Annotated in this window: 15 protein-coding genes; 5 read left to right on the top strand and 10 right to left on the bottom strand. The window is 61.5% G+C overall.

Features of this window, described 5'->3' with window-relative positions; genetic code table 11:
* Nucleotides 1–54 precede the first annotated feature (54 nt).
* The 9 genes from C7H09_RS00830 to C7H09_RS00785 all read right to left on the bottom strand — a co-directional run bounded on the left by C7H09_RS00830 (nucleotide 55) and on the right by C7H09_RS00785 (nucleotide 6,348).
* Entirely contained in the window at nucleotides 55–819 is a 765-nt protein-coding gene (locus C7H09_RS00830; protein WP_001389365.1) for an IS6-like element IS6100 family transposase, read from the bottom strand.
* Between the two features lie 117 nt (nucleotides 820–936).
* On the bottom strand, nucleotides 937–1,131 hold the full coding sequence (locus C7H09_RS00820) for a helix-turn-helix transcriptional regulator (RefSeq protein ID WP_106760774.1): 195 nt from the start codon (nucleotides 1,129–1,131) through the stop codon (nucleotides 937–939).
* Between the two features lie 17 nt (nucleotides 1,132–1,148).
* The gene (gene ssb / locus C7H09_RS00815) at nucleotides 1,149–1,613 is read right to left on the bottom strand and encodes a single-stranded DNA-binding protein (RefSeq protein WP_042881816.1); all 465 of its coding nucleotides are present in this window, start codon (nucleotides 1,611–1,613) and stop codon (nucleotides 1,149–1,151) included.
* Nucleotides 1,613–1,870 carry a hypothetical protein gene (locus tag C7H09_RS00810; protein WP_042881814.1) on the bottom strand — a complete coding sequence of 86 codons (258 nt, stop codon included), beginning with the start codon at nucleotides 1,868–1,870 and terminating at the stop codon, nucleotides 1,613–1,615. Before C7H09_RS00810 ends, ssb begins: the two co-directional genes overlap by 1 nt.
* Nucleotides 1,871–1,925: 55 nt before the next feature.
* Entirely contained in the window at nucleotides 1,926–2,120 is a 195-nt protein-coding gene (locus tag C7H09_RS00805; protein ID WP_042881812.1) for a hypothetical protein, read from the bottom strand.
* Nucleotides 2,096–2,533: a hypothetical protein gene (locus tag C7H09_RS00800; RefSeq protein WP_042881810.1), complete on the bottom strand. Its 438-nt coding sequence runs from the start codon at nucleotides 2,531–2,533 to the stop codon at nucleotides 2,096–2,098. Before C7H09_RS00800 ends, C7H09_RS00805 begins: the two co-directional genes overlap by 25 nt.
* Nucleotides 2,530–4,341 (bottom strand): DNA cytosine methyltransferase, encoded by a 1,812-nt coding sequence (locus C7H09_RS00795; protein ID WP_106760773.1) that lies wholly within the window; start codon nucleotides 4,339–4,341, stop codon nucleotides 2,530–2,532. The genes C7H09_RS00800 and C7H09_RS00795 overlap by 4 nt, the downstream gene beginning before the upstream one ends.
* On the bottom strand, nucleotides 4,338–6,107 hold the full coding sequence (locus tag C7H09_RS19915; RefSeq protein ID WP_206074245.1) for a phage N-6-adenine-methyltransferase: 1,770 nt from the start codon (nucleotides 6,105–6,107) through the stop codon (nucleotides 4,338–4,340). The genes C7H09_RS00795 and C7H09_RS19915 overlap by 4 nt, the downstream gene beginning before the upstream one ends.
* Nucleotides 6,108–6,144: 37 nt before the next feature.
* Complete coding sequence (locus C7H09_RS00785) at nucleotides 6,145–6,348, bottom strand: hypothetical protein (protein WP_000553518.1); 204 nt, start codon at nucleotides 6,346–6,348, stop codon at nucleotides 6,145–6,147.
* Between the two features lie 1,096 nt (nucleotides 6,349–7,444).
* Between C7H09_RS00785 and C7H09_RS00780 the strand changes: the two genes are divergently transcribed.
* Genes C7H09_RS00780 through mphR(A) form a run of 3 tightly spaced genes read left to right on the top strand, consistent with a single transcriptional unit; the run spans nucleotide 7,445 to nucleotide 10,169 of the window.
* Nucleotides 7,445–8,350 (top strand): Mph(A) family macrolide 2'-phosphotransferase, encoded by a 906-nt coding sequence (locus C7H09_RS00780; protein ID WP_000219391.1) that lies wholly within the window; start codon nucleotides 7,445–7,447, stop codon nucleotides 8,348–8,350.
* The gene (mrx(A), locus tag C7H09_RS00775) at nucleotides 8,347–9,585 is read left to right on the top strand and encodes a phosphorylated macrolide efflux MFS transporter Mrx(A) (RefSeq protein WP_000004159.1); all 1,239 of its coding nucleotides are present in this window, start codon (nucleotides 8,347–8,349) and stop codon (nucleotides 9,583–9,585) included. The genes C7H09_RS00780 and mrx(A) overlap by 4 nt, the downstream gene beginning before the upstream one ends.
* Nucleotides 9,585–10,169, top strand: a complete 585-nt coding sequence (mphR(A), locus tag C7H09_RS00770) for a macrolide-binding transcriptional repressor MphR(A) (protein WP_001137892.1) — start codon at nucleotides 9,585–9,587, stop codon at nucleotides 10,167–10,169. The genes mrx(A) and mphR(A) overlap by 1 nt, the downstream gene beginning before the upstream one ends.
* 404 nt (nucleotides 10,170–10,573) lie before the next feature.
* Here mphR(A) and C7H09_RS00760 read toward each other — a convergent pair whose 3' ends face one another.
* Nucleotides 10,574–11,266 (bottom strand): LexA family protein, encoded by a 693-nt coding sequence (locus C7H09_RS00760; protein ID WP_064145616.1) that lies wholly within the window; start codon nucleotides 11,264–11,266, stop codon nucleotides 10,574–10,576.
* Between the two features lie 107 nt (nucleotides 11,267–11,373).
* Here C7H09_RS00760 and C7H09_RS00755 point away from each other — a divergent pair, with 107 nt between their 5' ends.
* Together C7H09_RS00755 and C7H09_RS00750 are read left to right on the top strand one after the other, a co-directional pair.
* The gene (locus C7H09_RS00755) at nucleotides 11,374–11,592 is read left to right on the top strand and encodes a hypothetical protein (protein ID WP_042881802.1); all 219 of its coding nucleotides are present in this window, start codon (nucleotides 11,374–11,376) and stop codon (nucleotides 11,590–11,592) included.
* A gap of 19 nt (nucleotides 11,593–11,611) precedes the next feature.
* Nucleotides 11,612–12,610: an integron integrase gene (locus tag C7H09_RS00750; RefSeq protein ID WP_165794759.1), complete on the top strand. Its 999-nt coding sequence runs from the start codon at nucleotides 11,612–11,614 to the stop codon at nucleotides 12,608–12,610.
* Nucleotides 12,611–12,765 lie beyond the last annotated feature (155 nt).

Here is a 12,765-nt window from a genome sequence, read left to right as displayed (position 1 = left end):
GGCTCTGTTGCAAAGATTGGCGGCAGTCAGAGGTAGGCTGTCGCTCTGCGCCGATCAGGCGGCTGCTGCGAAATGGTGGTTGAGCATGCCCATGGCCTCCGTCAGCGCCGAGGGCCCAATGCCAAAAGCTCTCTCCACAAGGCGCACCTCGCCCCTGATGCCGGGCTGCAGGCACCAGGGGCGAGCCTGTCCTTTGCGCAGGGCTCGCATGACTTCGAATCCCTTGATCGTGGCATAGGCCGTGGGGATCGATTTGAAACCGCGCACCGGCTTGATCAGTATCTTGAGCTTTCCGTGATCGGCCTCGATCACGTTATTGAGATACTTCACCTGCCGGTGGGCCGTCTCCCGGTCCAGCTTTCCTTCGCGCTTCAATTCGGTGATCGCTGCACCATAGCTCGGCGCTTTGTCGGTATTGAGCGTGGCAGGCTTTTCCCAGTGCTTCAGGCCTCGCAGGGCCTTGCCCAGGAACCGCTTCGCTGCCTTGGCGCTGCGGGTCGGCGACAGGTAGAAATCGATCGTGTCGCCCCGCTTGTCGACTGCCCGGTACAGGTAGGTCCACTTGCCCCGCACCTTGACGTAGGTTTCATCCAGGCGCCAGCTCGGATCAAAGCCACGCCGCCAGAACCAGCGCAGCCGCTTCTCCATCTCCGGGGCGTAGCACTGGACCCAGCGATAGATCGTCGTATGGTCGACCGAAATGCCGCGTTCCGCCAGCATTTCCTCAAGGTCGCGATAGCTGATCGGATAGCGACAATACCAGCGCACCGCCCACAGGATCACATCACCCTGGAAATGGCGCCACTTGAAATCCGTCATCGTTCCGTCCGTCCAATCTCCGCCAAGCATGCTCAAGCTTCACGATTTTTGCAACAGAGCCGGCTGGAGGATCAATCGGTTGCCTATGAGCGCTGGTGGACGGTAATTCAGCGGGAACTAGGCGTTGTCCCTGATCCGGTTGTGGCTGTCAATCCAGGCCATGATGTGTGACTTGATCCAGCGAAGGGGCTGGTGGTCTATGGGCTTTGGGAAGGTCTCGTCTTTATTGCGAAGGTGATACAGTGCTGTCCTGCCTTTTCCCAGCATCACCATCAGTTCTTTCTGCTCTATTTTTTCAATTGGCTCAAGCATATATCCTCCGGTGAATCCTAGAACGGCAGATCGTCGTCATAATCGATTGGTGGTTCGTTGTTGGCCGGCGACTGCGCCGGTTGTGGAGTTGGCCTTGGCTGACAGCTTGCTCCCTGCTGTTTCCCTCCTCCATTCCCTCCCAGCATCTGCATCACACCGGTGAAGCTGTCTACGAGTACCTCGGTGGTGTAGCGCTCTTGGCCGCTTTGGTCCTGCCATTTGCGAGTCCGCAGTTTGCCCTCCGCATAGACCTGGGAGCCCTTCTTCAGGTGCTTCCCTGCCACCTCAGCCAGCATTCCCATGAACACGACACGATGCCACTCGGTGCGCTCCTTGGCCTCGCCGGTCTGCTTGTCACGCCATGTTTCTGAGGTAGCCAGGGTGATGCTGGTGACAGCGTTCCCGCCGGGCATGTAGCGCACTTCCGGATCCTGGCCCAGGTTGCCGATTAGGATGACTTTGTTGATACCGCGGCTGGCCATCAGCGATGCTCCAGGGCTTGATGGAGTTGCTGGAACTTGGCGTTGACCTGCTTCCATTCGGGATCCTTTGCCTGCTTGAGGCAGTGGATACGGCGGGCCATCGCGAACTTGGCCTTCTCCAGCATGTTGGCGTTGGTGGCATGGTGCTGGGCTTTCTTGTAGGAGAGTGCGGCATCATGGTGGTTGCCGGCATGCTCCTGCTGGATGGCCTGCTTGAGATCATCCCGGTAATTGCGCTGGTAAAGTTTGATATGCATCGTGTCCTCCCGGACAGTCGTGGTCCGTTACACCCAGGCCAGCATGGCCGGGTATTCAATTCAGGGGTGATTCAATCTCCTGGTACTCCAGTTCGCTGAAATTCAGATACTGGGCCGGGGCCTTGTCGATGGCGGCCAGTCGGATCTGCTGGTGGGTCATCGGGTGGTGTGCCTCGACGGTCCCGGTCAGGCGATCCGGTGCTGCCCCCAATTCGGTGGCCGCATTCAGGGTGTAGCTGTAGCGGTGCATTGGTCTGCTCCTTTGGTTGTGTCGATCTGCCAGCGGTAGCCGCCGTGTTGTTTCTGCTGGCCGGCAAGACAGCGGGTGATGCCGACCCTGACAAAGCCGCCCTTGGTCTCGGCATCAGTAACGCTGTCAAACCGGACGACCTGATCCCCATTGATGCCGATCACCGGGGTCTTGCGCCACTGCGGCGGTTTGGCTGCGTCAACGAAGAGGCGGCGGGTATGGCGCCCGCGACCGTTATCCCCAACCATGCAGAAGTGTTCAATTCGGGTGATGAAGCGGGACTCCCTGTGGATCTGGCCCATCACGATGCTGGCCTCACTGACAGTGAGGGAGAACTCGGCGGCCACCTCGGCACTGATGGCGCCGCCGGTTCGGGCATGAATCCACTCGGCAACGTCCTGAACGATGCTCATGCTGCCCTACTGGCCTGCAGGTGCTTGTACGGATTGTTGGCTCTGGCAATGGCCGCCATCGGCGGAGGGCTGACGCTGTTGCCCACCATCAGAACCTGATCGGTGATGGAGAGTGGGGTGCCGTCGTGGCCGCGGTCATGGATGTAGTGGCGTGGCATGCCCTGACAGCCATAGAGCTCCTTCGGTACCAGCATGCGCAGGCCGATATCCACGATCACCCAGGTGTTGCCGCACCAGGTCACGGTTACCAGCGCCAGCCGGTCCTTGGTGGTGATGGTGTGCATCGGCTCGGTGACGGCCCCCCACTGCCCGCCGCTCGAGTAGTAGCGCATCAGGAAGGCGCTGACCCGCAGGGCCCCGGCCTCTTGCTCCGGTGTCAGGCCGCACTCACCCGGGTTCGCCATCACGGTCTGCACCAGGGCGTGGTGCTGGCCCGCCGAAACAATGGTGGGGAGCTGGCTCTCCGGGGTGCTTGGCGGCAGGTTCTTGCGCAGGTGCACCATGAAAGCGGAGGCCAGTTGCTGCTGGCTGCCGCTCGAGGTGATGGTGCTGCATGGGTCAGCCACGGATCTTGCAGGCACGGTGTTGAACCCGCCGTTGGCTTGAACCATCAAGGGGGCCGCCAGCATGGACTTGCCACCGCCGCTGGCCATGATGGCGGCAGCGGGTTCATCCACTCCGTGCTCGCCCCCTTTACCGAAGTGGCGCACCACCAGCGGAGCAAGACTCGGGTTGCACAAGGCGAACGCGCCACCCTTGGGCCAGCCAGTGATGGTGCGCAGCGGGGCATCAACCGAATCGACACCGCGCCCTGACCAGTTGGCCAGCTCGATGATGAAGGGCTTGGGATTGGTCAGCACCTCGCGGATCACTCCGATCGCCACGCGCTCCAGGGTGGCATCGGCCAGTGGGCGTTTGACGTTCAGGCCTTGTGCCCGGGCATCTTCCTTGGTGAGGAAGATGCTGGGGCAGGGGATAGACCAGTCGATGTGATCCGCCGTCACTCGGTACGGCTTGAGGTGGCTGCCTGGTGCCGGTGCCTTGCAATGGGTCGGCGCGGGCCAGCAAACGGGCTCTCCGTCCCGGCGGGCAACAAGGTAGAGGCGCTGGCGGCTGGTGGCCGCACCGTAATCGGCTGCATTCTTAACGGTATGGTCCAGCTCATATCCCATGCGCTCGATGCTGGCCAAAAAGCGGCGCCAGGTCTGGCCTGCCCGCTTGGGATCCGGCACAAGGTATTGCTGCTGGCGTGGCACCCGCTCCCCAGGCTCGGCGATATGCTGTTCGATCTTGGTCTTCTTGCCACGCTGAACCTCGACCAGCTTGATCACCCGGCCGGTGGCCTTGTCCCTCTTGGCGACGAGGGGCCCCCAGGTGCGCATCTGCTTGACGTTCTCCATGGAGAGCACGGCAGGTTTGCCCAGGGCCAGCCACTTGGTGATCACCCAGGCCAGGCTGCGGATCTCCTGCTTGCGCGGTTGGCCGCCGGCGGCCTGGGAGTGATGAGTGCAATCCGGGCTAGCATGCAGCCAACCGACCGAGCGACCCGCCAGCACGGTAACCGGATCCACGGCCCAGATATCTTCCTGCAGATGCAGGGTCTCCGGGTGGTTTGCCTGGTGCATGGAGAGCGCCTTGGGGTTGTGATTGATGGCGATGTGCACCGGGCGTCCCAGCCCACGTTCTATCCCCGTGCTGGCGCCACCGCCGCCAGCGAACAAGTCCACGTTGATGGCAAACTCCAGGTTGAGCGGGGCCCCGGTCACCTTGGCCCTGACGGCACGGGAGCGGCGAAGTGATTTGCTCATGCCATCACCTCATTCACTCGGGTAATGGCGTTGATCATCACGCTCTTTTGCGTGACGGGGCTGAGGGTCGGCTCGTTATGCAGGGCGTTCAGCAAGGCGATGACGGCCTCCTGGCGGTGCAGGTCGAGCATGGTGAAGGCCTCTGTGAAGTTGTATCCCTCAACCTGCTTCAGAGTGGAGACAGCCTTGCGCAGCAGTGCCTTGGTTTCCTCGTCCAGAGTGGTGTATTCGTCCATGAGCTGCTCGTCGCTGACCGAGATAGCGATCGCTACCTCCCGGGCGGTGTAATGCTCCTTGGCGCCGTAGAGCACAGTCAACACGGCGACGAAGCACGACCACTCAGCGCTGCCCAGATTGAGCTCGTCGTTCTGGTAGTCGAAGGCCCAATCTTCCAGAGGCTTGATGTTGGGTGCCTCGTCTTGCTGGTGGGTATCCGGTTCTGGCTCAGACCCAGCCAACAGCTCGAGCTGCAGTTCGCTCTGCATAGGTTCGGCGCTGGCCGGTCCGGCACTCTGCACCAGCAGTTCGGCGGCCTTGGCGGTGGCCTGTTCCAGCAGATTGCTGGGGGCGGTCAGGTTGTCGATGATCCAGGCGGCCAGCTCGGCAGTCTTGGCCGGGGTCAGGATGTCGGCATCGTCGATTTGGTAGATGACGCCTTTCACCGCGGGGTGGTGCTGCCAGTGGGGCAGGGTGGGGGCACGGCTATCCTCCATGACAAAGCCCTGATGGATAGGCTGACCGGCCAGCAGGTTGGCGACGGCCATATCGAGCCGGTAGAAGATTTCGGAGAGCGGATAAGGCTCATCAAGCCAACCCTGCACATAGCCCTTGACCGTGGTCTGCTGAGCTTCGCTCAGGTCGACGCACTCCAGTTGCTTGTCCATGATGAGGCGGGCATCGGCATAGCCCAGTTCGGCCAGCATGGTGCTTTCCGTAATGGGCAATCCTAGCTCCAACTCAGCAAGCTCGGCCGCCGCCGCGGCGTTGGTAGCGTTGTCGCTGGCCACTGGCGGTTCCCACGCTGCCGGTTCGGTCACGGCGGGCTGATCCTGGATCACTGTCGGTACCAACTTGTGGGTGGTGCTCCGGATGACCTGATCGGCAGCCAGGGTAAGCTCTACGGCCTGGCGGTGGATCATGTCGAGGATGATCTGGCCGGTGGTGATGAGGTTGTCCCGGCGCAGGCGCGCCTCGGGGCGGCGCTCCCCCTGCCAGCTGGCATCGAAGATCACCACGGCGGATGCGAAGCCGCTGGCGCTGGGCTTGTCTTTCTTGGGGTCGCGGGGCACATACCAGCTTGGCACCTCAAAGCCGATGCGCCCGCTGATGAACTGGATAAAGTCGGCATCCTCCGGCCACCAGGTCTCGCTGGTGGCGGCCTTGATGAGCAGCATGATCTTGGCGCCTAGCGCCCGTTGCTCGCGGCAGTAGTTGAGGATGGCCTCCATCCCGGTGATGGGGTTGCCCTCGCAATCCGCGCACGGACGGGAGTAGGGCGGGTTGCCGAAGGCGGCGCCACCCAGCCGGCGCAGGTCGGCGGCCAGTTCCAGGGTGAGGGCGTTGTCTTTGGCGTCGTAGTAGTTCGGCACCAGGGCGTTGCAGTCGTCGGCGAACATGTCGAGCACCACCGGCCCCAGGCTGGGGGCGAACTGGTGGAACAGGCCCCAGGCCAGCGCCTTGGGGGTCTGCCATTGGTCGCCTATCTGCTTGAGCTCGTGGTCAGACTGGGCCTGCAGTTCGGCCAGCGCTTGGGCGTAGTGGTTCATCGTTGCCTCTTTGTTGAGATATGACCCGCTCCCCGGATCATGGCTTGGCCTTCTTCGCGACCCTGGCTACTGCACGGGCCGCCTTGAGGCACTCATCGAACACTTTCCCCTTTGCGAAGCTGGGTGTTCGGTCGAAAAAGAAGGTGGCTTCTTTCACCCCCAGCGAGACCGCATGAGGGGGAAATTCCTCCTTCTCCAGCGTTGCCTTGATGTGCTTGGCAATGAACTCGCGTGGGTGCATGGATGCCTCCGTTCTTCCAGAAACTGGTCTCATCACACAAACGACAGGCAATAGGAGTCCGTGACCCGCTGTCGGGCCGCTATCGCTTGTGGGATAAAGGCCCCGTTGACGGGGCCAGGAGAGAGCTGTAACCACATGCATTGCACCTGTGGTGGTGGCTTGAGCACTTCACAGTGAGTCAGCCGTTCTTGCTGTCGGTACCGGTGCGCCCTCACGGGCAGACCTACCATTCGAAACGGTCGCCTCTCGGCGAGGGCCTGGGTGGCGCTTCACAGCGGGACCAGGCATCCGCTTAACCCTGCGGTGGGAGATGTGATCACCTCCTTGGGGTGGTCATATCGGTTGGTTGTGGTGGCCGGGTCTGACACCGGCCGAGGTCTAGGGGGCATCCCTACGAATGCCGGTTGGCGCAAAGACCTTCCCATTCACCACAACCGTGGATTGCATTGGTCTCCGGGTCTCTCGTGCGGTACCCCATGGGCCTTGGCTCACCTGCAATGCAATCCCGGTTGTGTCCCGGCCTTTCACCGGGTGGGTGGCTGGGGAGTCAGACCCGCCACTCGCTGTGTTCGCTATCACTTCAACTGTGCTGTCTTTCCAGCTGTCAGCCGGTCACTGCCTTAATTTCCATTCACCTTGGTCGGCATGCATTCCAGCCTTGCCAAGGGAGAGCGGGGAGGTTAGTCAGCCCGGTTGCCGGTGTTATTTCCCCAAGCGGTTTGTTGCCACCGCTGCCAGTGTTGTGCTGGTCCTCCGGCTGGGGTTGTCCATCGTGCGAAATCAATTTGCTAACTATTGGTTAGCATATGCTTGGTTTGCTTTAAGTCAACACCCAAAAGTTAGTTTTTCAATTTTTTAATTCAGGGTCAGTTGGTGCAAGCTGTGGTGACGCAAAGGAAGGGGTAATTTTCGGATCATTGCCCTGCCGCCCGTTGCTCCGAACCACTGGGAGCTGGACCCCAACGATCTCGGGTGTGACGATGGACCTGTACTGAGGGGGCTGTGGGTCGTACCCCGATTCGCATGAGGATTGAATATAACCGACGTGACTGTTACATTTAGGTGGCTAAACCCGTCAAGCCCTCAGGAGTGAATCATGACCGTAGTCACGACCGCCGATACCTCCCAACTGTACGCACTTGCAGCCCGACATGGGCTCAAGCTCCATGGCCCGCTGACTGTCAATGAGCTTGGGCTCGACTATAGGATCGTGATCGCCACCGTCGACGATGGACGTCGGTGGGTGCTGCGCATCCCGCGCCGAGCCGAGGTAAGCGCGAAGGTCGAACCAGAGGCGCGGGTGCTGGCAATGCTCAAGAATCGCCTGCCGTTCGCGGTGCCGGACTGGCGCGTGGCCAACGCCGAGCTCGTTGCCTATCCCATGCTCGAAGACTCGACTGCGATGGTCATCCAGCCTGGTTCGTCCACGCCCGACTGGGTCGTGCCGCAGGACTCGGAGGTCTTCGCGGAGAGCTTCGCGACCGCGCTCGCCGCCCTGCATGCCGTCCCCATTTCCGCCGCCGTGGATGCGGGGATGCTCATCCGTACACCGACGCAGGCCCGTCAGAAGGTGGCCGACGACGTTGACCGCGTCCGACGCGAGTTCGTGGTGAACGACAAGCGCCTCCACCGGTGGCAGCGCTGGCTCGACGACGATTCGTCGTGGCCAGATTTCTCCGTGGTGGTGCATGGCGATCTCTACGTGGGCCATGTGCTCATCGACAACACGGAGCGCGTCAGCGGGATGATCGACTGGAGCGAGGCCCGCGTTGATGACCCTGCCATCGACATGGCCGCGCACCTTATGGTCTTTGGTGAAGAGGGGCTCGCGAAGCTCCTCCTCACGTATGAAGCGGCCGGTGGCCGGGTGTGGCCGCGGCTCGCCCACCACATCGCGGAGCGCCTTGCGTTCGGGGCGGTCACCTACGCACTCTTCGCCCTCGACTCGGGTAACGAAGAGTACCTCGCTGCGGCGAAGGCGCAGCTCGCCGCAGCGGAATGAGCGAACGTCGATATAGCCCGCTCGCGACGCTGTTCGCGGCGACCTTTCTCTTCCGGATCGGCAACGCGGTGGCGGCCCTCGCGCTTCCATGGTTCGTCCTGTCTCATACAAAGAGCGCGGCCTGGGCGGGCGCCACGGCCGCTAGCAGCGTCATCGCGACCATCATCGGCGCGTGGGTTGGTGGTGGCCTCGTCGATCGGTTCGGGCGCGCGCCCGTCGCATTGATCTCGGGTGTGGTGGGCGGCGTGGCCATGGCGAGCATCCCACTGCTCGATGCCGTTGGCGCCCTCTCGAACACTGGGCTGATCGCTTGCGTGGTGCTCGGTGCCGCGTTCGACGCACCCGGTATGGCCGCGCAGGACAGTGAGCTGCCCAAACTCGGCCACGTCGCCGGGCTCTCCGTTGAGCGCGTCTCGTCACTGAAAGCGGTGATCGGGAACGTCGCGATTCTAGGTGGCCCGGCCCTTGGGGGGGCCGCAATCGGCCTGCTTGGCGCTGCGCCAACGCTCGGGCTGACGGCGTTCTGCTCCGTCCTTGCAGGTCTGCTCGGCGCGTGGGTGCTTCCCGCGCGTGCCGCTCGGACGATGACCACGACGGCGACTCTCTCCATGCGCGCCGGCGTCGCTTTTCTCTGGAGCGAACCCCTGCTGCGCCCTCTCTTTGGTATAGTGATGATCTTCGTGGGCATCGTTGGCGCCAACGGCAGCGTCATCATGCCTGCGCTGTTTGTAGATGCAGGACGCCAAGTAGCAGAGCTCGGGCTGTTCTCCTCAATGATGGGGGCTGGTGGTCTCCTTGGCATTGCCATTCATGCGTCGGTCGGCGCCCGGATATCAGCGCAGAACTGGCTGGCGGTGGCATTTTGTGGCTCTGCGGTGGGCTCGCTTCTGCTTTCACAGTTGCCAGGCGTGCCGGTGCTGATGTTGTTGGGCGCGCTCGTGGGACTGCTGACCGGCTCAGTCTCTCCCATTCTCAACGCTGCCATCTACAACCGCACGCCGCCAGAACTTCTCGGCCGGGTACTCGGCACGGTCTCGGCGGTGATGCTGTCAGCCTCGCCCATGGTTATGCTTGCGGCCGGCGCGTTTGTCGACCTTGCTGGTCCGCTCCCTGGCCTCGTTGTATCGGCCGTGTTTGCGGGGCTCGTGGCTCTACTCTCGCTCCGTCTTCAATTTGCTACAATGGCGGCGGCAGCCACAGCCTCCGCCCCAACCCATACAGAAGGTGAACACTGATGCCCCGCCCCAAGCTCAAGTCCGATGACGAGGTACTCGAGGCCGCCACCGTAGTGCTGAAGCGTTGCGGTCCCATAGAGTTCACGCTCAGCGGAGTAGCAAAGGAGGTGGGGCTCTCCCGCGCAGCGTTAATCCAGCGCTTCACCAACCGCGATACGCTGCTGGTGAGGATGATGGAGCGCGGCGTCGAGCAGGTGCGGCATTACCTGAATGCGATACCGATAGGCGCAGGGCCGCAAGGGCTCTGGGAATTTTTGCAGGTGCTCGTTCGGAGCATGAACACTCGCAACGACTTCTCGGTGAACTATCTCATCTCCTGGTACGAGCTCCAGGTGCCGGAGCTACGCACGCTTGCGATCCAGCGGAACCGCGCGGTGGTGGAGGGGATCCGCAAGCGACTGCCCCCAGGTGCTCCTGCGGCAGCTGAGTTGCTCCTGCACTCGGTCATCGCTGGCGCGACGATGCAGTGGGCCGTCGATCCGGATGGTGAGCTAGCTGATCATGTGCTGGCTCAGATCGCTGCCATCCTGTGTTTAATGTTTCCCGAACACGACGATTTCCAACTCCTCCAGGCACATGCGTAAACGGAGGTGTGCAGAGTCCCTGCGGCAGGCGACGAACACGACCGTCGTCGATTAGTACCGGTACGGTCGGTGGTATCGAAGTCTTGATCACCACTCAGGTCTACGGCTTACAAATGGTGACCATCCCGATACTTGCGTCAGAGCACCGGGCCGATTCTTTGACAGTGAATCACTCCCGTAAGGTTGTGCCGGTGTGGGTGTCCCGGGTCGAGACGATACTCCGCCAATGCGCCCAGCAAACAACCTGGCCATCGCAGGTGGTGGGGAGCGGTGTGGCGGATGAGTTGGACAAGTTGGTGTAGCAGCACGAGCACGGCGAGATAACATCGCAGGAGTTCGACATGCTCAAGAGACAGCTGATTGCGAATCGCGATGCAGATTCATAACCCGATTGCGGGTTGGCTTCACTCCACCATCACCGAGCAGACTAGCACGGCGCATATCTGCACATCCTCATTGACCGGCAGCAGGGGGTATTGCGGGTTGAGAGGCTTTAACCACCAGGAACCGGAATCCATCACCAGCTCTTTGAAGGTCATGTCGCTGCCGTAGCGGGCGATCACCTTCTTGCCCGGGGCGGGCTCCACCTCAGGATCCACGATGATGATGGTGCCGTCAGGGTATGACTTGCCCCCCATGGGGGCCACCATGGAGTCGCCCTTCACCCGTACGGCATAGGCCCGGGTGCTGACGCGAACTGGGCTGATGGTGATCTCTTCTGCCTCTTCCAGGGTTGGGATATCGCCGCAGTCTTTGAACTCACCGGCGCTGACCCAAGAGATCAGGGGAACCTGGTAGACAGGGAAAGGCTGTGGTTCGACATTGCCGTCGCTCGTATCGGTGCCAGTCAGCAACCACTGCACGCTCTTGCCGGTGATGCGCGAGAGCTCTCCCAGCCGTTTGACCTCTGGCAGCCCCTCACCTTTCAGCCATTTCCCTACCGAGACCTCAGACAGATCTTCTCGCAACGTGCGCTTAAGCCGAACTATTCGGCCTCTAACGGGCCAGCCCATTTCATCGAGAGCGGCATTGAGTCGCTGCGAGAATGCCATTTTGTCGGCTTCATAACGCGCCATTGGTGTTTGTTTCTCATCCATTTCCTAACGTCCAGTTATTGTTTGTCAATTTGACCTAACTTTAACCTCTTGCGCATTTTACTAACCAAGAGTTATGATTTTGTGTGTGTAAAACGCCAGAGGACGCCATGCATACCCTGTTAACTCGATTCGGTACCAAGAGTGCCATCGCGGCTGCACTCGGCATCACCCCGGAGGGCGTCAGCAACGCTTTCAGGCGTGGCAAGGTGCCAAGCACCTGGGTGGCCAAGCTCAAGCAGCAAGGTTTGAGCCAATCTGAGCTCGCTGAATTGCCTCTGACTGACGAAGGGCGGGCGATTGTATCAGCATTCACCGGGCAATTATAACCAACCGTTAGGAATCACTATGACAGAGCAACGGAATGACACCACGGCAAAAGTCAGAGCGGTTTTCCGGTCATCGGACGTGATGGCTGCGGCTTATAGCATTGGCCACCGCTTCAACGCCAGCGAACTGGCGCGACTGATGGGGCGCAAGCCGGCGGAGTTTTGCAAGAAGCTCAACCCGGATTGCGATGACCGCCATCTCACCCTGGCCGAGGCGGTCGCCGTCACCGAGATCACCGGTGACAACGCCATCCTCGAAGCCTGGGCGGTGAGCCGCGGAAAGGTGCTAGTGGATCTGCCCTGGCTTCAGGAGATCGGAAGACCTCGGCCGTCGCGGCGCTTGCCGGTGGTGCTGACCCCGGATGAAGTGGTTCGCATCCTCGGTTTTCTGGAAGGCGAGCATCGTTTGTTCGCCCAGCTTCTGTATGGAACGGGCATGCGGATCAGTGAGGGTTTGCAACTGCGGGTCAAGGATCTGGATTTCGATCACGGCACGATCATCGTGCGGGAGGGCAAGGGCTCCAAGGATCGGGCCTTGATGTTACCCGAGAGCTTGGCACCCAGCCTGCGCGAGCAGCTGTCGCGTGCACGGGCATGGTGGCTGAAGGACCAGGCCGAGGGCCGCAGCGGCGTTGCGCTTCCCGACGCCCTTGAGCGGAAGTATCCGCGCGCCGGGCATTCCTGGCCGTGGTTCTGGGTTTTTGCGCAGCACACGCATTCGACCGATCCACGGAGCGGTGTCGTGCGTCGCCATCACATGTATGACCAGACCTTTCAGCGCGCCTTCAAACGTGCCGTAGAACAAGCAGGCATCACGAAGCCCGCCACACCGCACACCCTCCGCCACTCGTTCGCGACGGCCTTGCTCCGCAGCGGTTACGACATTCGAACCGTGCAGGATCTGCTCGGCCATTCCGACGTCTCTACGACGATGATTTACACGCATGTGCTGAAAGTTGGCGGTGCCGGAGTGCGCTCACCGCTTGATGCGCTGCCGCCCCTCACTAGTGAGAGGTAGGGCAGCGCAAGTCAATCCTGGCGGATTCACTACCCCTGCGCGAAGGCCATCGGTGCCGCATCGAACGGCCGGTTGCGGAAAGTCCTCCCTGCGTCCGCTGATGGCCGGCAGCAGCCCGTCGTTGCCTGATGGATCCAACCCCTCCGCTGCTATAG

Origin of the sequence: Marinobacter fuscus (genome assembly GCF_003007675.1) — a bacterium.
GTDB classification, from domain to species: Bacteria; Pseudomonadota; Gammaproteobacteria; order Pseudomonadales; family Oleiphilaceae; genus Marinobacter; species Marinobacter fuscus.
Note: the sequence above shows the minus strand (reverse complement) of the source record. Positions and strands in the feature narration are given on the sequence as shown.

Coding starts and splice junctions, on each gene's coding strand:
- C7H09_RS00830 (WP_001389365.1), bottom strand. CDS start 819: ATGACGGATTTCAAGTGGCGCCATTTCCAGGGTGATGTGATCCTGTGG.
- C7H09_RS00755 (WP_042881802.1), top strand. CDS start 11,374: ATGCATACCCTGTTAACTCGATTCGGTACCAAGAGTGCCATCGCGGCT.
- C7H09_RS00780 (WP_000219391.1), top strand. CDS start 7,445: ATGACCGTAGTCACGACCGCCGATACCTCCCAACTGTACGCACTTGCA.
- C7H09_RS00795 (WP_106760773.1), bottom strand. CDS start 4,341: ATGAGCAAATCACTTCGCCGCTCCCGTGCCGTCAGGGCCAAGGTGACC.
- ssb (WP_042881816.1), bottom strand. CDS start 1,613: ATGGCCAGCCGCGGTATCAACAAAGTCATCCTAATCGGCAACCTGGGC.
- C7H09_RS00810 (WP_042881814.1), bottom strand. CDS start 1,870: ATGCATATCAAACTTTACCAGCGCAATTACCGGGATGATCTCAAGCAG.
- C7H09_RS00800 (WP_042881810.1), bottom strand. CDS start 2,533: ATGAGCATCGTTCAGGACGTTGCCGAGTGGATTCATGCCCGAACCGGC.
- C7H09_RS00820 (WP_106760774.1), bottom strand. CDS start 1,131: ATGCTTGAGCCAATTGAAAAAATAGAGCAGAAAGAACTGATGGTGATG.
- C7H09_RS19915 (WP_206074245.1), bottom strand. CDS start 6,107: ATGAACCACTACGCCCAAGCGCTGGCCGAACTGCAGGCCCAGTCTGAC.
- C7H09_RS00760 (WP_064145616.1), bottom strand. CDS start 11,266: ATGGATGAGAAACAAACACCAATGGCGCGTTATGAAGCCGACAAAATG.
- C7H09_RS00785 (WP_000553518.1), bottom strand. CDS start 6,348: ATGCACCCACGCGAGTTCATTGCCAAGCACATCAAGGCAACGCTGGAG.
- C7H09_RS00750 (WP_165794759.1), top strand. CDS start 11,612: ATGACAGAGCAACGGAATGACACCACGGCAAAAGTCAGAGCGGTTTTC.
- C7H09_RS00805 (WP_042881812.1), bottom strand. CDS start 2,120: ATGCACCGCTACAGCTACACCCTGAATGCGGCCACCGAATTGGGGGCA.